This is a genomic window from Enterobacter sp. NFIX59, from assembly GCF_900113755.1.
Classification (GTDB): Bacteria; Pseudomonadota; Gammaproteobacteria; order Enterobacterales; family Enterobacteriaceae; genus Enterobacter; species Enterobacter pseudoroggenkampii.
Genome location: NZ_FOQN01000001.1, coordinates 317,595 through 336,375, shown reverse-complemented (window position 1 = coordinate 336,375; position 18,781 = coordinate 317,595). Strand labels below are relative to the sequence as shown.

21 protein-coding genes are annotated in these 18,781 nt (G+C 53.4%); 16 read left to right on the top strand and 5 right to left on the bottom strand.

What is annotated here, in order from left to right:
• The first annotated feature begins 20 nt into the window (after positions 1–20).
• The 7 genes from glsB (at position 21) to BM007_RS01555 (ending at position 7,235) form a co-directional block, all read left to right on the top strand.
• Entirely contained in the window at positions 21–947 is a 927-nt protein-coding gene (glsB, locus tag BM007_RS01585; RefSeq protein ID WP_024908464.1) for a glutaminase B, read from the top strand.
• Positions 947–1,303, top strand: a complete 357-nt coding sequence (locus BM007_RS01580) for a DUF4186 domain-containing protein (RefSeq protein ID WP_024908465.1) — start codon at positions 947–949, stop codon at positions 1,301–1,303. Before glsB ends, BM007_RS01580 begins: the two co-directional genes overlap by 1 nt.
• 113 nt (positions 1,304–1,416) lie before the next feature.
• Positions 1,417–2,856 carry a sensor domain-containing diguanylate cyclase gene (locus BM007_RS01575; RefSeq protein WP_048991643.1) on the top strand — a complete coding sequence of 480 codons (1,440 nt, stop codon included), beginning with the start codon at positions 1,417–1,419 and terminating at the stop codon, positions 2,854–2,856.
• Positions 2,857–2,975: 119 nt separating this feature from the next.
• Complete coding sequence (locus BM007_RS01570) at positions 2,976–3,941, top strand: sensor domain-containing diguanylate cyclase (protein WP_024908467.1); 966 nt, start codon at positions 2,976–2,978, stop codon at positions 3,939–3,941.
• Between the two features lie 82 nt (positions 3,942–4,023).
• Entirely contained in the window at positions 4,024–4,551 is a 528-nt protein-coding gene (locus BM007_RS01565; RefSeq protein ID WP_048991642.1) for a GNAT family N-acetyltransferase, read from the top strand.
• 118 nt (positions 4,552–4,669) lie between these two features.
• Positions 4,670–6,121, top strand: coding sequence for a tagaturonate reductase (locus BM007_RS01560; RefSeq protein ID WP_090416950.1), 1,452 nt, complete (start codon positions 4,670–4,672; stop codon positions 6,119–6,121).
• A gap of 199 nt (positions 6,122–6,320) precedes the next feature.
• Entirely contained in the window at positions 6,321–7,235 is a 915-nt protein-coding gene (locus tag BM007_RS01555) for a bestrophin family protein (RefSeq protein ID WP_048991640.1), read from the top strand.
• On the opposite strand, the gene BM007_RS01550 is transcribed toward BM007_RS01555, so the two are convergent.
• Positions 7,223–7,771 carry a GNAT family N-acetyltransferase gene (locus tag BM007_RS01550; protein WP_048991639.1) on the bottom strand — a complete coding sequence of 183 codons (549 nt, stop codon included), beginning with the start codon at positions 7,769–7,771 and terminating at the stop codon, positions 7,223–7,225. The genes BM007_RS01555 and BM007_RS01550 overlap by 13 nt on opposite strands.
• A 134-nt stretch (positions 7,772–7,905) precedes the next feature.
• Between BM007_RS01550 and BM007_RS01545 the strand changes: the two genes are divergently transcribed.
• The 7 genes from BM007_RS01545 to BM007_RS01515 all read left to right on the top strand — a co-directional run bounded on the left by BM007_RS01545 (position 7,906) and on the right by BM007_RS01515 (position 13,975).
• Complete coding sequence (locus tag BM007_RS01545) at positions 7,906–8,493, top strand: hypothetical protein (RefSeq protein ID WP_090416948.1); 588 nt, start codon at positions 7,906–7,908, stop codon at positions 8,491–8,493.
• Between the two features lie 11 nt (positions 8,494–8,504).
• Positions 8,505–8,975: a GNAT family N-acetyltransferase gene (locus tag BM007_RS01540; protein ID WP_090416946.1), complete on the top strand. Its 471-nt coding sequence runs from the start codon at positions 8,505–8,507 to the stop codon at positions 8,973–8,975.
• A gap of 12 nt (positions 8,976–8,987) precedes the next feature.
• Positions 8,988–9,428 (top strand): GNAT family N-acetyltransferase, encoded by a 441-nt coding sequence (locus BM007_RS01535; protein ID WP_090416944.1) that lies wholly within the window; start codon positions 8,988–8,990, stop codon positions 9,426–9,428.
• 145 nt (positions 9,429–9,573) lie between these two features.
• Positions 9,574–10,569, top strand: a complete 996-nt coding sequence (locus BM007_RS01530) for an alpha/beta fold hydrolase (RefSeq protein WP_090416942.1) — start codon at positions 9,574–9,576, stop codon at positions 10,567–10,569.
• A gap of 44 nt (positions 10,570–10,613) precedes the next feature.
• Positions 10,614–11,354, top strand: coding sequence for a response regulator (locus BM007_RS01525; protein ID WP_032647230.1), 741 nt, complete (start codon positions 10,614–10,616; stop codon positions 11,352–11,354).
• On the top strand, positions 11,351–12,649 hold the full coding sequence (locus BM007_RS01520; protein WP_090416940.1) for an ATP-binding protein: 1,299 nt from the start codon (positions 11,351–11,353) through the stop codon (positions 12,647–12,649). The genes BM007_RS01525 and BM007_RS01520 overlap by 4 nt, the downstream gene beginning before the upstream one ends.
• A gap of 135 nt (positions 12,650–12,784) precedes the next feature.
• Positions 12,785–13,975: a cytochrome c biogenesis protein/redoxin gene (locus tag BM007_RS01515; RefSeq protein WP_090416938.1), complete on the top strand. Its 1,191-nt coding sequence runs from the start codon at positions 12,785–12,787 to the stop codon at positions 13,973–13,975.
• A gap of 5 nt (positions 13,976–13,980) precedes the next feature.
• On the opposite strand, the gene tam is transcribed toward BM007_RS01515, so the two are convergent.
• Positions 13,981–14,739: a trans-aconitate 2-methyltransferase gene (gene tam / locus BM007_RS01510; RefSeq protein WP_090418179.1), complete on the bottom strand. Its 759-nt coding sequence runs from the start codon at positions 14,737–14,739 to the stop codon at positions 13,981–13,983.
• Between the two features lie 440 nt (positions 14,740–15,179).
• On the opposite strand from tam, the gene BM007_RS01505 reads away from it, so the two are divergent.
• On the top strand, positions 15,180–15,818 hold the full coding sequence (locus BM007_RS01505) for an acyl-homoserine-lactone synthase (protein ID WP_090416936.1): 639 nt from the start codon (positions 15,180–15,182) through the stop codon (positions 15,816–15,818).
• A 14-nt stretch (positions 15,819–15,832) separates the two neighbouring features.
• Here the strand turns inward: BM007_RS01505 and BM007_RS01500 are convergent, their stop codons facing one another.
• The gene (locus tag BM007_RS01500; protein ID WP_090416934.1) at positions 15,833–16,525 is read right to left on the bottom strand and encodes a helix-turn-helix transcriptional regulator; all 693 of its coding nucleotides are present in this window, start codon (positions 16,523–16,525) and stop codon (positions 15,833–15,835) included.
• Between the two features lie 305 nt (positions 16,526–16,830).
• Positions 16,831–17,415 (bottom strand): NUDIX hydrolase, encoded by a 585-nt coding sequence (locus BM007_RS01495; protein ID WP_024908482.1) that lies wholly within the window; start codon positions 17,413–17,415, stop codon positions 16,831–16,833.
• 86 nt (positions 17,416–17,501) lie between these two features.
• Here BM007_RS01495 and BM007_RS01490 point away from each other — a divergent pair, with 86 nt between their 5' ends.
• Entirely contained in the window at positions 17,502–18,275 is a 774-nt protein-coding gene (locus BM007_RS01490) for a DeoR/GlpR family DNA-binding transcription regulator (protein WP_090416933.1), read from the top strand.
• A 38-nt stretch (positions 18,276–18,313) separates the two neighbouring features.
• Here BM007_RS01490 and BM007_RS01485 read toward each other — a convergent pair whose 3' ends face one another.
• Positions 18,314–18,676: a TIR domain-containing protein gene (locus BM007_RS01485; protein ID WP_090416931.1), complete on the bottom strand. Its 363-nt coding sequence runs from the start codon at positions 18,674–18,676 to the stop codon at positions 18,314–18,316.
• Between the last annotated feature and the right edge of the window lie 105 nt (positions 18,677–18,781).

Here is an 18,781-nt window from a genome sequence, read left to right as displayed (position 1 = left end):
CTGAGGGCAAGGAGCAAAGTGTGGCTGCGGTCATCCATAATGAGATGTTGGACGAGATTCTGGCGCAGGTTCGTCCGTTAATTGGAAAGGGGAAGGTTGCCGACTATATTCCGGCCCTTGCCTCGGTCAGCGGGAATAAGCTGGGCATTGCTATCTGTACTATCGACGGACAGCGATACCAGGCAGGGGATGCAACAGAACGTTTTTCCATCCAGTCCATTTCGAAAGTGCTCAGTCTGGTTGCGGCGATGCGCCAGTATGAAGAAGACGAGATCTGGCAGCGGGTGGGCAAAGATCCGTCCGGCCAGCCTTTTAACTCGCTGCTTCAGCTCGAGATAGAACAGGGTAAACCGCGAAATCCCTTTATCAACGCCGGGGCGCTGGTGGTCTGCGATATGCTGCAAAGCCGCCTGAGCGCACCACGTCAGCGAATGCTTGAGATTGTGCGTCAGCTCTCGGGCGTTGACGACATTACCTATGATACGGTTGTGGCACGCTCGGAGTTTGAACACTCTGCCCGTAACGCGGCTATCGCCTGGCTGATGAAATCCTTCGGTAATTTCCACAACGACGTGGCGACCGTCCTGCAAAACTACTTCCATTACTGCGCCCTGAAAATGAGCTGCGTTGAGCTGGCTCAGACGTTTCTGTTCCTTGCGCACCAGGGGCACGCGCCGCATCTCGATCAGGAAGTCGTTTCGCCGCTTCAGGCTCGTCAGGTTAACGCGCTAATGGCCACCAGCGGGATGTATCAAAACGCCGGCGAGTTTGCCTGGCGCGTTGGGCTTCCGGCTAAATCGGGCGTTGGCGGCGGGGTCGTGGCGATTGTGCCGCATGAAATGGCGATAGCCGTCTGGAGCCCGGAGCTGGATGAAACGGGAAATTCGCTTGCCGGCGTGGCGGTTCTGGAGAAACTGACCCAGCGTCTGGGACGTTCAGTATACTGATGCCCGATCTGGATCCTCTCTTTTCCCGTCTGGCGCGATCGACATTTCGCTCGCGCTTTCGGTTAGGCGATAAAGAACGACAGTACTGCTGGGACAAAGGCCCCGAAACCATTGACCAGCATGCCGCGGATTTTGTCGAAAAGCGCCTTGCGCCTGCACAACCCGCAAATGACGGTAAACAGACGCCTATGCGCGGTCACCCGGTGTTTATCGCCCAGCATGCCACCGCCACCTGTTGTCGGGGCTGCCTGGCAAAATGGCATAACATTCCACAGGGTGTAACGCTCACCGCGCCGCAAAAAAATTATATCGTCAGCGTTATCCACCACTGGCTGGTGCTGCAGATGAACGCCTAAATTTGACGAGTTATGCTCCAGTGGTATTTGTGTTATAGATGCATCCTAAGTTAGTCCCGATCATGCTGACGACCGCAATAATTGCCATAAGCTTTCATATGGAATGATATTTAATGCGTTCTGCTCTTACCGCTTTCAGGCCGTTCCAGCCTGACACGCCGCTGCGAAATGCATCGACGATCTTCATCCTCACCACCTTGTTCTATTTTGTGGGCGCGGAATTACGGCTCGTTGAGGCCCTGTCGCTGTTCTGGCCGCTGAATGGCGTCATGGCAGGGATCTTCGCCCGCTATGTCTACCTGAATCGCCTGCATTACTATGCGGTATGCTATGTCGCGATGCTGTTGTACGACGCGGTGACGACCAACTGGGGTATAGCCTCAGCGGTAATCAACCTGTCTAACATGATCTTTATTGTTGTCGTCGCCGTGCTGGTTCAGCGCGACAAGCGACTGATGAAGAAAACCCCCGATCCGCTTAACGCGCTACGTCTGTTTAACTACTGTCTGATTGCCGCGCTGCTTTGTGCCTTGCTCGGCGCGGCGGGGTCGGTCGGGATTGACAGTCACACCTTCTGGCCGCTGTTTGCCGACTGGTTTAGCGAGCAGTTCTCAACCGGCGTGCTTGTTGTGCCCTGTATGCTCACGTTACGTATGCCCGGGCGTGATCTCAGGTTACGTCTGGAGCAGCTGCTGCCGGTGATGGCGCTGATCGTCTCGGTGGTCGCGTCGGTGGTGATTGGCGGAGCGGGGAGCCTCTCGTTTCCTCTGCCAGCGCTTATCTGGTGTGCGGTTCGTTACTCATTGCCTGCGACCTGTCTGCTGACGTTTATCACGGGTGCCACTGAAATCATTTTGGTCGCCAACTCGATTATTAACATTGCCGTGGCGACGCCGTTTACGACGCCAATGATGTTTTCAGCCCGGCTGGGTATCGCCACGATGGCGATCTGCCCGGTGATGGTCTCCGTCAGCATGGCGGCGATTAATTCCCTGATCCGCCAGGTTTCACTGAGGGCGGATTATGACTTTTTAACACACGTCTACTCGCGTTCCGGGCTTTATGAGGCGTTAAAGCATGAAGAGACGTACCGGCATACCCGTTTTTTGACCGTCATGCTGCTGGATATTGATTATTTCAAAAGCATTAATGATAACTACGGCCACGAGTGTGGAGATCGCGTGCTGGCGTCGTTTGCCCGACAGGTTCAGCAGGTCGTCGGCGAAGACGGTATGGTGGCGCGCATGGGCGGGGAAGAGTTCGCTGTGGTGGTTCATTCAGGCGACGCGCAGCACGGTTTTGAACTGGCTGAGCGTATCCGTTCCACCGTTGCCAGCCATCCTTTTACATGGCGTCACCAGACGCTCTTTCTGACGGTCAGTATTGGCCTCGGCAGTGGAAAGGCTGAGTCATGGCAGTTGACCGAAGTCTTCAACAAGCTCATGGCCGAAGCGGACGATCATCTCTATCGTTCAAAAAAAGCGGGTCGAAACCGTACCAGCGCCCGGGTGGCGGACGAGCAAATTGCCGCGCCCACCGGGAGTGAAACATAGCTGCGTTAATCGTCATAAGGCATTGACGTGAATAGTAAGCGACTTAACAGGCTGTCAGAACGCTGACAATGCCTCTGTTTAAGCTACGCTTTTAGTAACGCTTTACGTCAGGAGACATTATGAAAGCACCTGCAACCCCTGAAAATGAAACAGACAGACTCAACTCGCTACGAGAATCCGGTCTGCTTGAGATCGACAGTTCCCCGGCGTTTGACCGGTTAACGCGTCTGGCAAAACGCTTCTTCCAGGTGCCGCTGGCGATGGTCAATCTCATTGATGAGCATTCGCTAATCGTTAAGTCCGCTGATGGTCAGGCACCTGGCTCCGTTCCGCGTAACATCTCATTTTGTGGGCATACGATCCTCACCGAAGCGCCGCTGGTGGTAGGGGATATGCTTCAGGACGATCGTTTTGCGGATAACCCGCTGGTGGCCGGTGAACCTCGCGTGCGGTTTTACGCCGGCTTCCCGCTGCGCCTGCGTGACGGCGCAAGCGTTGGCTCGCTGTGCCTGATTGATTATGCTCCCCGGGAGTTTTCTGCCGCCGACCTCGCCGTCCTGGGAGATCTTGGCGCGCTGGCGGAAGATGAATTTGCTGCCATCAGCGCGGCGACCACGGATGAATTAACCGGGCTATTCAACCGTCGGGGCTTTAATCAACTCGTGCGCTTCACGCTTTCCGTTGCCCGGCGCCGGGCAGAGCCGCTGACGCTCGGCTGGCTGGATTTGGATCGCTTTAAGGAAATTAACGATCGCTTCGGGCATGAAGAGGGGGATAAGGCGCTGAATGCCATGGCGCAACTGATGCGTGCCTCTTTCCGCGAAGCGGATCTGCTGGTTCGTTTTGGCGGGGACGAGTTCGCCGTGCTGTTCGCGGATACGGATGAGCAGGGCGCCTGGATTGCCATGCAGTATCTCGCCGAGCAGGTAGAAAACTATAACGCCCGCAGGTTACACCCCTGGTCGCTTCACTTCTCATGGGGGCTAAGTGAATTCGATCATAACGACAACGACCTGCAGCAGTGGTTAAAAGATGCCGATGAAAAGATGTATGCCATGAAGCAGCAGCGCCAGCGCGCCCGGTGACATAACAAAAGCCTATGTCCGATCCGTTTGCGTTAAGAAGATGTTAAATGCACAGTGATGGTATTCAACGTAAGGAAAAACAATGAACACCTCACTGCAAATCAAAAACCTCACCCGAGACGAAATTCTCACCCACCTTGATGCGCTGGCCGGGATCCTCGAAAACTGTGTGAACGGCGGGGCATCCGTCAGCTTTATGCTTCCCTTTAGCCTGGAGAGGGCCCGCTCTTTCTGGCGCGGCATTGCTGAAAGCGCAGGGCGCAATGAGCGCCTCGTGCTGGCCTGTGTCGACCCGCAGGACGGCGTCATCGGAACGGTGCAGTTAATCACAGACCAGCCGGAAAACCAGCCGCATCGCGCCGATGTGGCGAAGCTGCTGGTTCACGAGAAAGCGCGCCGGAAAGGTGCCGCGATGGCATTGATGGAAGCGCTTGAAGCTGAGGCTCGGGCCAGAGAGATTTCGGTGCTGGTGCTCGATACCTCCACCGGCAGCGGGGCCGAGACGTTCTACCAGCGCGCCGGATGGCAAAAGGTGGGGGAGATCCCGCGCTATGCCCTTATGCCGGACGGCGCCATGACGGCCACGTCCGTGTTCTATAAGTTCTTATGATTATTTTGTACAACTACGCGACGTATTGATCAAAACAGGGTTCCCGGTCGTTAAGTTTTGATAAGTTATCGTACCAATCTTATCAGGCTGTATGACTAATCATAAAAGGAACCCCCTTGTGAACACGCTCAACCGTCGTGATTTTCCCGGTGCTCAATACCCAGAACGCATCATTCAGTTTGGTGAAGGCAATTTCCTGCGTGCGTTCGTCGACTGGCAAATTGACCTGTTAAATGAACATACCGATCTTAATGCCGGAGTGGTTATCGTCCGTCCTATTCAGAGTGACTTCCCTCCGTCGCTGAGCACTCAGGATGGTTTGTATACCACTATCATTCGCGGCCTGAACGAGCAGGGTGAAGCGGTGAGTGAGAGCCGTCTTATCCGCTCGGTTAACCGTGAAATCAGCGTCTACGACGACTATGACGCCTTTCTGAATCTGGCACACAACCCGGATATGCGCTTTGTTTTCTCGAACACCACCGAAGCGGGTATTAGCTACCACGCGGGTGACAGATTCGACGATGCCCCTGCGGTGAGCTACCCGGCGAAGCTGACGCGACTGCTGTTTGAGCGCTTTAACCATTTCAACGGTGCACCGGATAAAGGCTGGATCATCATTCCGTGCGAACTGATTGACTACAACGGTGATGCACTGCGTGAACTCGTCCTGCGCTATGCCCAGGAGTGGTCGCTGCCTGCGGCCTTTATCCGGTGGCTAAACGACGCCAACAGCTTCTGCTCGACGCTGGTTGATCGTATCGTGACCGGTTACCCGCGCGACGAAGCGGCTGCGCTTGAAGCTGAGCTGGGGTATCACGATGGGTTCCTTGACACGGCTGAACATTTTTATCTGTTCGTTATCCAGGGGCCGGCATCCCTTGCTCAGGAACTCCGTCTGGATAAGTACCCGTTAAATGTACTGATTGTCGACGACATCAGGCCCTACAAAGAACGCAAGGTTGCCATTCTGAACGGGGCGCATACGGCGCTGGTGCCGGTCGCCTTCCAGGCCGGGCTGGATACGGTGGGCGAGGCGATGAATGATGCGGAGATCTGCGCGTTCGTCGAAAAAGCAATTTATCAGGAGATCATTCCGGTCCTCGATTTGCCGCGTAACGAGCTGGAATCTTTCGCCAGTGCGGTAACAGGGCGTTTTCGCAATCCCTATATCCGACACCAGCTGCTTTCCATTGCGCTCAACGGCATGACCAAATACCGCACCCGCATCCTGCCACAGCTACTGGCAGGGCAGAAGGCAACAGGGCAATTACCGGCACGTCTGACGTTTGCCTTAGCCGCGTTAATCGCGTTCTACCGCGCAGAGCGTAACGGGGAGAGCTATCCGGTGCAGGATGATGCATGCTGGCTGGAACGTTATCAGCAGCTCTGGGCGCAGCACCGCGATCGGCAGTTGAGCACCCGTGAGCTGGTGCAGTCGGTGCTCAGCGCACGCGAACACTGGGAACAGGACTTGACGCAGGTAAGCGGTCTTGTCGACCAGGTCACGCTGGACCTTGATGCCATTCTGCTGAAGGGAATGCGCGCTGCGGTTAAACCGCTTTGCTAACGTTCACCCGGCTGCGGCCGGGTTTAAACATACTTCATTTTAGTTACAACATACTATGTGCTTTGTTTTTAAAAAACACATGCAGCACTGTGCCGATTTCGCTAATCAGGGGAGAAAATGCAATGTCCAGTTAACAAACTTGCAACGGTGACGGGGATCACGTTTAATAGCCTCGCTCTTTTCTTTCCTGAAACTCACTATGATCGTTCGTCCTAAACAGCACTGGCTACAACTGATTTTTGTCTGGCACGGTTCGGTACTGCCTAAGATCTATACCCGACTGCTGCTCAACTTCCTGCTTTCTATTGCCGTTATCCTGATGCTGCCGTGGTATACCTCACTGGGCATCAAATTTACCGTGGCGCCATTCAGCATTCTCGGCGTGGCGATCGCAATCTTTCTCGGTTTCAGAAACAACGCCTGTTATTCACGCTACGTTGAGGCTCGCCTGCTCTGGGGGCAGTTGATGATAGCGGCGCGCTCGCTGTTTCGCGAGGTAAAAAACACCTTGCCTGACGATAAGCATCTGGGCGAATTTGTCCGTCTGCAGATTGCTTTTGCTAACTGCCTGCGCATGACCCTGCGCCGGGAGCTGAACGCTGAGCAACTCTCTCGCTATCTTGCTCCGGATGATTTACGTCAGGTGATGAAAGCCAACTCACCGGCGAATCGTATTTTACTGATCATGGGGGAGTGGCTGGCCGTACGGCGGCGTAACGGGCAACTCTCAGACATTCTGTTTCACAGCCTGAACAATCGTCTGAACGATATGTCCATCGTCCTGTCCGGCTGTGAACGCATTGCGACCACGCCGGTACCGTTTGCCTATACGCTGATTTTGCACCGCACGGTGTATCTGTTCTGCATCATGCTGCCGTTCGCGCTGGTCGTGGATCTGCACTACATGACGCCCTTTGTCTCTGCGCTGATCTCATACACCTTCATCTCGCTGGACACCCTGGCGGAAGAGCTGGAAGACCCGTTCGGCACTGAGAATAACGATCTGCCGCTGGACGCCATCTGCAACATGATGGAACGCGATCTGCTGCAGATGAACGATGAAGAGAACATTCCGGAAAGGCTGATGCCGGATAAGCACTATCAGCTCACCTGACGGGCGTTCCACTCGTCGCGGGTGATCTCCCACAGCTCGGAGTCCAGCATCCCGCTAACGTAGGCTTTCTTCTCCGTCCTGATAAGCCGCATGCCGCTACTGTCCGAAATACGCCGGGAGCGGCTGTTGGCAGCGGCTTTCGGGGCGCGTAATACAGGTTTGTTTAGCGTATTGAACCAGTAATCCGTAGCGGCAATGCTGGCCTCGCGCATGTATCCCTGGCCCTGAAACTCCGGCGCGAGCCAGAACCCGCGGTTATTATCCTCGACGTCGTACAGGCAAATAATGCCCATCAATTCATCCGGCACCTCACGTCGTCGGATGCTCCAGAACCAGGCAATCCCTTTCGCCACATCCGGCAGCGCCACGTTATTGACATAGTTTTCCGCGCCGTTATCCGGGTAGGGCCATGGCACGGAAGAGACCATATAGCGGACAATCTCCCAGCGCGGATAAAGCTTTTGTATCTGAGCCGCATCTTCGGCAACCAGCGGTTTTAGCAGTAAGCGTTCTGTCATGAGCGTCGGTATGGTCATCTGCGGATCTCCCTTTTTAGGCGTTATGCTTTTGTTTGCGTTCTGGTATTTTCATCTCTATCACATTTAGTTGAGGCGTGCTGGGTTCATTCCCTACCAGAAATGGGCATCATTTCTTTAATGGCGAAATTTTGATGAGTTTTTTGTCTCTTTTAACCGGACGGGTTTTCCAGGATCTCCTGCAGCATGGCAAAGAGATAGAGGAGGCTATTGCTCATCGTGATATCCGTCTCTTGAATCATTCCACGCCCGAGCTGGAACGGTATTTTTCGCGTCCACTCAGCGAGCTTCCGCGTCAAAATCCTTATCCGGTAGCTATGCTGTTACCTCTGTTTTTAGTGGCGTTTGCGTTAAACCTTTTGCCTTTTCTCAGCACGTTGCAGGGTTTGTCACCTTTGCATCATGCATTGAGCTTTTTCTTACCATCAGTGACGATGACAGGCGCGCTCATTGTGACAAGCGTACTCCTGGCACGTGGTAAGACGTCAGGATTGTCGGGCTTTATGGCGTTGTTCATCATCCTGCTGATAACGACCCTCGTTCAGGTTTTACATTTCCTGCTTTCGCATGACGGAGGTCTTTGGCCGCTGGTCATCGCATCATTCGCGCTATTACTTTGTCGGGTGGTGATGAACAGCAGCGGCTTTGTGCTGTTTACGCTCTATTGTCGTACTCAGCGTCTTGCCAGGTCGGCACGGGAAATGCGGCTAAAAAGCCGTTAAAGGAGGAGGTTATGACATTACGAAAAGCCAGGCCACAGGAAGCCGAAACGCTCTGGAATATTCGCAATCAGGCGATTCGTCACGGCTGTAAAACCAGTTACGACGCAGAGGTCATTGCGCGCTGGACGCCAGTTCTCATGCCCGAACGCTTTCGGAAGATGATCATTGAATACCCTTTTTATGTGGTTGAAGATGAAAAGGGCGATGTTGCGGCAACCGGCTATCTCGATCTGGATACCCACTGTCTGGAGGCGATTTTCACCTTGCCTGCAGCCTCCGGAAAAGGCATGGCAACCCGGATTATTGAGGCGCTCAAACAGGAAGCCCGCAGCCGGGGGATAACCCGTCTGACGCTCGATGCGACGCCTAACGCCCAGTCGTTTTATCAGAAGCAGGGGTTTGTTACGCTGAGCGAAAGCTATCATCACTCGCGTATGGCGGGTGTCGATTTACGCTGTTTCGAAATGGCGATCAATTTGTAATGTGAGGAACACATGGCTGTCACGGTAAGACCTCTACGCGCAGACGACTATTCCCAATGGCGACCGCTGTGGGATGGTTACACCCATTTTTATGATTGCTACCTCGAGGAATCCGTCACCGCAGCGACGTGGGAAAGGGCGCTATCAGCGCATTCCCAGATGTTCTGCCGGGTGGTAGAGAAGGACCAAAAGGTCATCGGTTTCGCGATGTGCATTCTGCACGAAGGAACCTGGTCAACGGCCCCCATCTGCTACCTGGAAGATCTGTTTGTTGATGCCGACGAACGCGGAGCGGGTGCAGGTAAGGCGCTTATTGATGCTCTGATTGAGGAAGGCAGGCGCGAAGGGTGGTCGAAACTGTACTGGGTCACCCGGGAGAACAACCCGGCGCGTAAACTCTATGACAAATATGGCGAAGCTGACGATTACGTCCGCTACCGACTCTCTCTTTAAGGCGACAACGCCTGTGTTTGTATCACACTGTATCAGCGTCCCGGATACATACACAGGCTTGCAATAAACCCGCTTTCGCACATATCCGCTATACATTGCAGTGTTGTTATATCCCCGTGAATTGTACTCAACCGGAGATACCAACATGTTCAGCAAACTTGCTTACTCAACCCTCGCACTGACCGTTTCGCTTGGCACCGTGATGTCCTGTCAGGCCGAGGTCACCGGCACAAACGTCGCCGCAGCCTTTGACCATCCTCAGCAAATCAATGCCGGCGATCTGAATGTCGGCTATGTCGACATTGGTCCGAAAGACGGTCAGCCGGTTATTTTACTGCACGGCTGGCCGTACGATATTCACAGCTATGCCGAGGTTGCACCCGCACTGGCGGCAAAAGGGTACCGGGTCATTGTTCCGTCTCTGCGCGGTTACGGCACCACGCGTTTCCTGTCAGCAAAAACGCTGCGCAACGGCCAGCCTTCGGCGATGGCGAAAGACATCGTCAACCTGATGGATGCCCTGAATATCCGGCAGGCGGTGTTTGCAGGATATGACTGGGGTGCCCGGACGGCGGATATCGTTGCGGCGCTGTGGCCCGAGCGCGTGAAGTCACTCGTTTCAGTGAGCGGGTATCTCATCAGCAGCCAGCAGATTGGCAAACAGCCGCTGCCGCCAAAAGCGGAGCAGCAGTGGTGGTATCAGTTCTATTTCTCTACCGCGCGTGGTGCTGAAGGCTATGCCAAAAATACGCATGACTTCGCCCGTTTAATCTGGTCTCAGGCCTCACCTGACTGGAAATTTAGCGATGCGGTCTTTAACGCCAGCGCCAAATCACTCGATAACCCGGACCACGTCGCGGTGACGCTCAGTAATTATCGCTGGCGTTTAGGGCTGGAAAAAGGCGAGCGCAAATACGACCGCTACGAGCAAAAACTGGCTACGCTGCCGAATATCACCGTACCAACGATCACCATCGAAGGCGGCAACAACGGCGCGCCGCATCCGGCACCGCAGGCCTATGCAGCTAAATTTACCGGCAAATATGAGCACCGCACCTTCGGCTCAACCGTGGGGCACAACCCGCCTCAGGAAGATCCGCAGGATTTCGTCAAGGCGGTTATCGACGCGGATAAGCTGTGAAATGTGCTATTTTCAGTACGTTACCCTTCGGTCTGGAGAGTTCGGTGGAACATATTGACCACATCCTTGTCGTCGATGACGACAGGGATATTCGTGAACTGATTGTCGATTATCTCGGTAAGTCTGGCTATCGCGCGACGGGCGCGGCCAACGGCAAAGAGATGCGCAGCGTACTGGATAAACAGCATATCGACCTGGTGGTGCTGGACGTCATGATGCCCGGCGATGACGGTCTCACGCTATGCCGGCAGCTACGCAGCGGCAAACATAAAGATCTGCCCATCCTGATGCTGACGGCCCGCAATGAGGAGACGGACAGGATCCTGGGTCTGGAGATGGGTGCGGATGACTACGTGGTGAAGCCGTTTGTCGCGCGTGAGCTTCTGGCACGCATTAAAGCGATTTTACGGCGTTTTCGCACGATGCCGCCCAATCTACAGGTGACAGAAGCAGGGCGGCTGGTGATGTTCGGTGAATGGCAGCTCGATACCGTCGCTCGCCACTTAATCGACCCGGAAGGGGTGATTGTGGCGCTCAGCGGGGCGGAGTATCGTCTGCTGCGCGTTTTCCTTGACCATCCTCAGAGGGTACTGACCCGCGATCAGCTGCTTAACCTGACGCAGGGGCGAGACGCCGAGCTGTTTGAGCGTTCTGTCGACCTGCTGGTGAGCCGGGTTCGCCAGCGTCTCAATGAAGATGCCCGCACGCCCGCCTATATCAAAACCGTGCGCAGCGAAGGCTACGTCTTTACGATGCCGGTGACCATCAAAGAGGTTAACGAATGACGCTCTGGCCACGCTCGCTGCTGGCTCGTTTGCTGATCGTCGTGCTGCCCGGTTTGCTGCTGGCTAACGCCCTGAGCCTGACGCTGGTCATGATTGAACGCATGCACAGCGCCCGCACGGTGATGCTCGGTAATCTGGAAAACGACGTCGCAACCAGCGTCGCCATTTTAGACCGCTTACCGGCCAGCGAACGCGCCGCCTGGCTGCCGCGGCTTGAACGGGGTAACTATCGCTATATTCTGGGCACAGGGGAACCCGGCGCAGCGCCGACGGATAAGCGTTCGCAGGATGCTATCCGAACCTTAAAAGCGACGCTCGCGGCACAATATCCTGTCAGCTTCACCGCCGTTCCCGGCGCCATTTCACATATCCAGGCGCATCTCACGTTACGCGATGGCTCGCCGCTGACCATTGACCTCATCCCGCGCATGCCCCCCGTCGCCAGCTGGTTACCCGGTGTGCTCATCCTGCAGCTGCTGCTCCTGGCGGCCTGCTCCTGGATCGCCGTGCGGCAGGTGGTTCGGCCTTTTTCACAATTTACCCGCGCGGTGGATTCACTTGATCCGGCGGCCAGCACGCCAATGAAGGAGAAAGGGCCGCTGGAGCTGCAGCGCGCAGCCCATGCCTTCAATGCCATGCAGGCGCGCATTCAGTCTTATCTCAGGGAACGCGCACAGATCCTGGCCTCTATTTCTCACGATCTCCAGACGCCCATTACCCGCATGAAGCTTCGTGTAGAAATGACGGAGCAGCCTGAACTGCGGGACAAGCTCTTAAACGACCTTGATAACATGTCGCGTCTGGTGCGGGAGGGCATTGCGTATGCCCGGTCATCAGAATCACTGGAAGAGACGTCGCTGAAGCTAGAATTGAACGCCTGGGTCAACAGCATCGCCAGCGATTATCAGGACATTGGTAAAAACGTGCAGTTTCAGGCAAACGAAGTCCGTTTGCCGATCGTCACGCGTCCGCAGGCGCTTCGTAGAGTAATGACTAATCTGCTGGATAATGCCCTGAAGTTCGGCGACTGTGCCGTCATTGCCATTGATGATTCGTCTGCCAAAGAGGTGGTGATTCACATTGTGGACGACGGACCGGGAATACCCGAAGCCGAGCTGGAGGCGGTTCTGCAGCCGTTTTATCGTGTTGAAACCTCGCGTAACCGCGATACCGGCGGGACAGGACTCGGCCTGGCGATTGCCGCGCAGCTGACCGCACAGCTGGAAGGAAAGCTCAAACTGGCGAACCGAGCCGGTGGCGGACTGGACGTCTCCATTACGCTACCGCGTCGTTAATTGTACGGCTTTGTATCTCCTGGCCCGGATGATACAGAGCCAGACAAAAACCGCGCGTTTACACATATCCTGAACACATCAGGACGATGAAATAGCCTCACTGCAGTGTCGCAGGACATGTAATGTGAGGTCATTATGTTTCTGGTAATCGCTTTTCTGGGCGGGATGATAAGCCTGCTAAGCCCATGTACGCTCCCGGTTATTCCACTCCTGTTCGCCGGTTTCCAGGGGCAACGACGACATATTCTGGCCCTGCTCGCCGGGATGGTCGTGATGTTCACCCTGGTGGCGATGGTCATCACCGTCGCCAGCGAGTGGATAACAGCGGCAACCATTGTTGGGCGCTGGATCGCGCTCGTCATTCTGGCCATAGCCGCGCTGGCCTTAATTTTTCCGTCTTTCGCCCAGCGTATCGCGGGACCGGCCGTCAGCGCAGGAAATGTTCTCAACACCCGAAGCGGGCAAACGCGCGGAATGGCATCGGCTTTTCTGGCCGGGCTTGCGGTCGGGCTACTCTGGTCTCCCTGCGCGGGCCCCATCCTGGGCGCTATTTTCAGCATTAATATCGCGGGCCACTCGGCCATCGCCACGGGCGCACTGCTCGCTGCCTATGGCAGCGGATGCGCGCTAATGCTGGGCCTGCTCGTTATCGGCAGCCGCACGCTGATGACACCGTTAAGGGCAAAGTCTGCGCTGATGGCGAAGCTCCGGCAGGGGGCAGGAGTTGCAATGTTAGCGGCAGTTGTCCTGAACGCGACGGGGATGACCTCGCTGCTGAAAGGGGCTAACGGCGTCGCAGACCGTCTTGAGACCGCGCTCTTAAATCTGGCAAAACCCACAACCGCGCCGGTGAAGCTCCAGCCGGTGGCGATCGCTGAGCCCAGCAGCCAGCTGCCTTCGTTAAACGGTGGAACAGGATGGATTAACGGTGACCCTGTCACGTCTGAATCCTTGCGAGGGAAGGTGGTGTTGATTGATTTCTGGACGTGGGATTGCATTAACTGCCAGCACACGCTCCCGCATGTGCGAGACTGGGCCACTAAGTACCAATCGCAGGGCCTGGTGGTGATTGGGGTTCACACCCCAGAATACCCCTGGGAAAAACCGCTTTCGTCGGTACAAAAGGCAGTAACGAAATGGCAGTTGCCGTATCGGGTTGTGACGGATAACAACTATCAAATCTGGAATGCGTTCGGCAACCAGTACTGGCCAGCGCATTATTACTTTGATGCCAAAGGGCAGCTGCGCTATACCGCCTTTGGCGAGGGTGATTATGCGCAGCAGGAAAAGGTTATCCAGCAGTTGCTCAAAGAAGCCCGCCTATAATCGGATCAGGGCTGGCGTTGAGCCACGATAAACAACCGAGGAAAAGCCAGCAGTATCTGCCCGTTTTCCTGGAGCGGATACTGCTCTTCCAGCAGTTCATGGTAGCGTTTCAGGAAACGTTTCTGCTCGCTCTCGTTCAGTTCCTGGAGCCAGGGGCGCAGGCCGGTGGCGCTTACCCAGTCAATAATGGCCTGATGAGAGCTCATTTTGTGATAATAGGTTGTCCGCCAGATATCCACGTCACAGCCTGCCTCCGACAGAATATCGTAATAAGCATGTATACCCGGCAGAGGTTCGCGGCCACGGTCCGGGTAGTCTTGCTCCAGCGCCACTTCACGCATCGCCACATGGGTGGGTTCCAGCCAGTTATCAGGCATCTGGATCGCCAGCACGCCATTTAACTTAAGCAGGGAGACAAGATGAGGCAGGAGATCGTAATGGTCCGGAACCCATTGCAGCGACGCGTTAGCATAAATCAGGCTCAGCGGCTGGCCAGGCTTGTACTGACGGATATCGGCCTCAACAAAGTGGCAGTCAGGTAAGGCGGCGCGTGCTTCCCCGAGCATGGCAGGGGAGTTATCGACGCCGGTGATGTGAGCAGAAGGCCAGCGATGCTTTAACAGCGCCGTGCTGTTACCTGGCCCACAGCCCAAATCAGCGATAGTAGCGGCTTCATCAAGAGGAATTCTGGCGAGCAACTCGGCGGCTGGACGCGTTCTTTCTGCGCCAAATTGCAGGTAAAGAGAAGGGTTCCAGTCGGCCATCATCAATTCTCCGTTTTGCATGATTCTGCAAGAATAGCACAGGCAGATACCTGCAAAGCGGTACCGGCCAGGGTTTTGGGCAGATGACGTCAGCTGAGTCTGTAAAATGAAGGGGAGGGCGGGAAAAATAAGCAATCGGAAATATTACCCCTTAAAAGATTAAGGGGCAATGTTTTTATTGTAATTACTTTATGATTATTGTTTTTTATTATTTTATCGGCAAAGTGCTTCTTATGCTCTGTACCCGAAACTTTAAATATTAGATAATCATCGATGGGTATATCCCTGGTGTTTCGTAGGTCTTTGACCTCCTGACCGCTTAGTTTTGCGAGAACTTCGTGGTCAGGTACTTTTTAAGTATAGGGAATATGCGGCACAATGAAAGCTGTCCTAAAAGACAGGTGATGATAGTTTCAGGTGTTATTATCAGGAACAAGAGCATGATTTCTGTCATTGAATTTTTTTTACACGACTACGATGATTTACCCCCAGCACTAGCGCACGAACTCTACCGACTCAGAAGAAAAACCTTTCGGGACCGACTCGACTGGAAAGTGGAATGCGTCAAAGGGATGGAAAAGGATCAATTTGATTCCCATAACACGACATACTTACTGGGTATGTATGATGGACAGCTGTTATGCGGCGCGCGATTTATTAACTCAACGCAGCCGACAATGATAAGCGAAATCTTTCATAATTATTTCGATAATCCCATTGTTTTTCCAGCCGATGTTCCCTGCTGTGAAGTGAGTCGTTTATTTTTAGATAAAGAAACACGAGACTCTGCAAGTTTGCAGGGCGTGCCCGCCAGTAAAGCATTGTTTCTTGCAATGAATATTTATTGCATTAAGAATAAATATCACGGAATGTACGCAGTAGCCAGTCGCGGTATGTATGCCATATTTCGGCATGCGAACTGGAAAGTTGAAGTTATTCAGCGCGGTGTTTCTGAAAAAGGGGAGGTTATTTACTATATTTATATGCCTGCCAGCACCCGCATTATTGAAGATATTATTAGTAAAGACAAATCCAGCCACTGGCTTCGCGAAATGCTCGGGCATTTACGCTATCTATAACCAGTGTCTGAGGGTCAGTCGTCCAGTAACCGGAGTTCTGTTCCAAGCTTTATTGCATGTCTGGCATTATTCACACCGAGTTTTTTCATTATATTGCCCATATGGAATTTAACGGTGCGTTCAGCAATAGATAAAATAACAGAAATTTCTGCATAGGTTTTTCCGGCGCTGACCCATTTGAGGATTTGTCGCTCACGTGGCGACAAGAACACATTCTTTTTCTGCTGATGCTGACTATACAGATTGAGTGTCTTCTGATGTAACTGAACAAGGAAGCGTAGAAATTGCGGCCGATATTTCTCTATGTCAATACCAGAATGCTTAGGACTGATGACGGATAAGACAACAAGATTATTCAGATAGTCATGCAGAGGAAAAGTCTGCCCCTGGTATATATCATACTGAACGCTTTCGTCGAAAATGCGTGTCAGGTTATAACCATCCGACAGGACGACATCGCTTTCCCAGAAAAAGTCTTCAACACAGCGCAAAGCCCGAATAATGACAGGGTCAATGAACTGATATTTTCTTTCAAGGTAGATATTAAACCACTCAGGACTGTTATTGAGTATCCTCATCTGTGAAGGATCTTTCTTGTTCATAATAGCGTAGGCAAAGACGATCCCTCTGAAGTCCTCAAAAAACGCGTCCAGCTCACTCTGAATTAGCGTATTGATCGTTATGTCGTTGTAATATGTATCCTTCACGTGAGTTGCTGCCTCCTGTTCGAGTGGAGGAGCAAGTATAATATGCTTCGTTATCTGTAGCGAGTCGCATTTTAATCCAGTCAACAGATAAGACAGGCTACCTCTGCAGGCAGCCTTGTGAACGTTTGGCATTTTTGAATGGTAAATGCAGATGACTCAGGGAAATGTTTATGATTTTATCGAATTTCGAAATCGTTCACTAAATATAGTAGGCTGCAAAATTTAGGAGGTTTCCCGCATTCCATCCGCGTATCGGACAAGCGCACCAACTCATGCACCTTCAAATCAGGATTTAAACCAGTAGGTTACAGAATCCCTTTAAGGGCCACATGATAAAGCAGCATGATGGTTTTCCCGTCGACGATTTTACCCGTCTCAATGCCGCGTAATGCCTCTTCAAGCGTCATTTCCAGCACGTCGATATCTTCTCCTTCCGCCTTGATCCCACCGCCAGCGCCGGTTCTGTCTCTCGGCTGGTACTCGGCAAGGTAAAAATAGAGCTTTTCCGTAACGGAGCCCGGGCTCATATAGGCTTCGAAAATTTTCTGCACGCGTGAAACGTGAAATCCGGTCTCTTCTTCCGCTTCTGCTTTGATGCGGCTCTCGGGATCCATGTTGTCCAGCAACCCTGCAGCGGCTTCAATTAGATTGTCCTCATGGCCGTTGATAAAGACGGGGAAGCGGAACTGGCGAGTCAGGATCACCGTCTTTTTATCACGGTTGTAGAGCAAAATCGTCGCGCCGTTGCCACGGTCGTAGACTTCCCGCTGCTGCCGCTGCCATTCGCCATCACGTCGCTGCAGGTCGAAGGTATATTTTTTAAGGACGTACCAGTTATCTGACAGTGTTTCACTGTTAATGATGCGCACATCTGCACGTTTTGATTGCACGTTTGTTCCTCCTTACGTAGAGTAATTATCATAAACAGCATTATCGTGCAATTACAAGATAAAACATGCAACGTCAGGAATTCATGATGCTCACCAGTCAACGAAAACAATTGATCCTTGAAAAGCTCGGTGCCGAAGGTCAGGTCCAGTCAAAAGCGCTCAGCATTCTCTTTGACGTCTCTGAAGACACCATCCGGCGCGATCTGCGCGAGCTGGCGGCAGAAGGGCGTTTGCAGCGGGTTCACGGTGGCGCGCTTCCAGCATCTTCCGCGATTGCTCCGTTTGCTGAACGGCAATCCGTGAAAATGGATGCGAAAAAAAGGGTGGCCCGCAAAGGCGCGCAGCTGATTTCATCAGGCCAGGTGGTGATCGTCGATGGTGGCACGACAACGTCGGAGCTGATTACGTTTCTCCCTCTCGAGCTTCGTATCACTGTGGTGACGCACAGCCCGAGCATTGCCCTGGGGCTTGTCGATCATCCGTCCATTGAGGTGATTCTGATCGGCGGTCGCTTGTATAAACACTCTATCGTTGCGGTCGGCGCTGCGGCCATCGAAGGCATCGAAAATATTCATGCAGACCTGTTCTTTATGGGCGTGACCGGGATCCATCCTGAAGCTGGATTAACGACCGGTGATTTCGAAGAGGCGTGCATCAAACGTGCATTTTCCGGCAGAGCCGCGGAGACTGTTGTTCTGGCTTCTCCGGAAAAGATCAACACAGCGTCTTCGTTTGTGATTGGTGATGTGTCATCGGTGAATACCATCGTCGTGGAAGACAATACCGATAAGGACTGGATCCGCGCAGTATCAGAAAAGGGGGTATCCGTCGTGTTAACCTCAGATTGTGATACCGTCTGACAGCCAGCCTGAGAGCATAGCCTGGCTGTCGGTTTTCCTTAAGCCTCAGGAATGTCCTCAAGCGCGGTATAAACCCTGAGGCCGTATTTTCTGGCGACCTCAATGTCCATATCGGCACCTTTAGATGCACCGGCGATACGATAAATTGCATCGCATTTAGCTATGAGCCGGTGAGCAACGGGGTAGAGCATCGCTTCGCTGATTTCATCACCAACGGTTTTCGAGCCCGCGGCCTTTGCCAACGGCAAAGCAAGCCATTCACCTATGATCGGAATGTGACCACGCTGGTAAACGGCTAATGCTGCGCTTTCGAGACGCGCCAGATTCTCATCAATGCGCGCCTGAACGCCGCCGGTTCCGCTGCGGTAGGGGCCGGCAATTAGAATCAACTGTTGTGTCATAAATACCTCTGTCAGTGTTATTGCATGATGTTGCACGTTAACAGGCCATACCTTACGGAATTAATGTGGCTTAATGAAGCACTTTCGTGCATAATCGTGTAAATA

Coding starts and splice junctions, on each gene's coding strand:
- BM007_RS01580 (WP_024908465.1), top strand. CDS start 947: ATGCCCGATCTGGATCCTCTCTTTTCCCGTCTGGCGCGATCGACATTT.
- BM007_RS01575 (WP_048991643.1), top strand. CDS start 1,417: ATGCGTTCTGCTCTTACCGCTTTCAGGCCGTTCCAGCCTGACACGCCG.
- BM007_RS01570 (WP_024908467.1), top strand. CDS start 2,976: ATGAAAGCACCTGCAACCCCTGAAAATGAAACAGACAGACTCAACTCG.
- BM007_RS01565 (WP_048991642.1), top strand. CDS start 4,024: ATGAACACCTCACTGCAAATCAAAAACCTCACCCGAGACGAAATTCTC.
- BM007_RS01555 (WP_048991640.1), top strand. CDS start 6,321: ATGATCGTTCGTCCTAAACAGCACTGGCTACAACTGATTTTTGTCTGG.
- BM007_RS01550 (WP_048991639.1), bottom strand. CDS start 7,771: ATGACCATACCGACGCTCATGACAGAACGCTTACTGCTAAAACCGCTG.
- BM007_RS01545 (WP_090416948.1), top strand. CDS start 7,906: ATGAGTTTTTTGTCTCTTTTAACCGGACGGGTTTTCCAGGATCTCCTG.
- BM007_RS01540 (WP_090416946.1), top strand. CDS start 8,505: ATGACATTACGAAAAGCCAGGCCACAGGAAGCCGAAACGCTCTGGAAT.
- BM007_RS01535 (WP_090416944.1), top strand. CDS start 8,988: ATGGCTGTCACGGTAAGACCTCTACGCGCAGACGACTATTCCCAATGG.
- BM007_RS01530 (WP_090416942.1), top strand. CDS start 9,574: ATGTTCAGCAAACTTGCTTACTCAACCCTCGCACTGACCGTTTCGCTT.
- BM007_RS01520 (WP_090416940.1), top strand. CDS start 11,351: ATGACGCTCTGGCCACGCTCGCTGCTGGCTCGTTTGCTGATCGTCGTG.
- BM007_RS01515 (WP_090416938.1), top strand. CDS start 12,785: ATGTTTCTGGTAATCGCTTTTCTGGGCGGGATGATAAGCCTGCTAAGC.
- tam (WP_090418179.1), bottom strand. CDS start 14,739: ATGGCCGACTGGAACCCTTCTCTTTACCTGCAATTTGGCGCAGAAAGA.
- BM007_RS01505 (WP_090416936.1), top strand. CDS start 15,180: ATGATTTCTGTCATTGAATTTTTTTTACACGACTACGATGATTTACCC.
- BM007_RS01490 (WP_090416933.1), top strand. CDS start 17,502: ATGCTCACCAGTCAACGAAAACAATTGATCCTTGAAAAGCTCGGTGCC.
- BM007_RS01485 (WP_090416931.1), bottom strand. CDS start 18,676: ATGACACAACAGTTGATTCTAATTGCCGGCCCCTACCGCAGCGGAACC.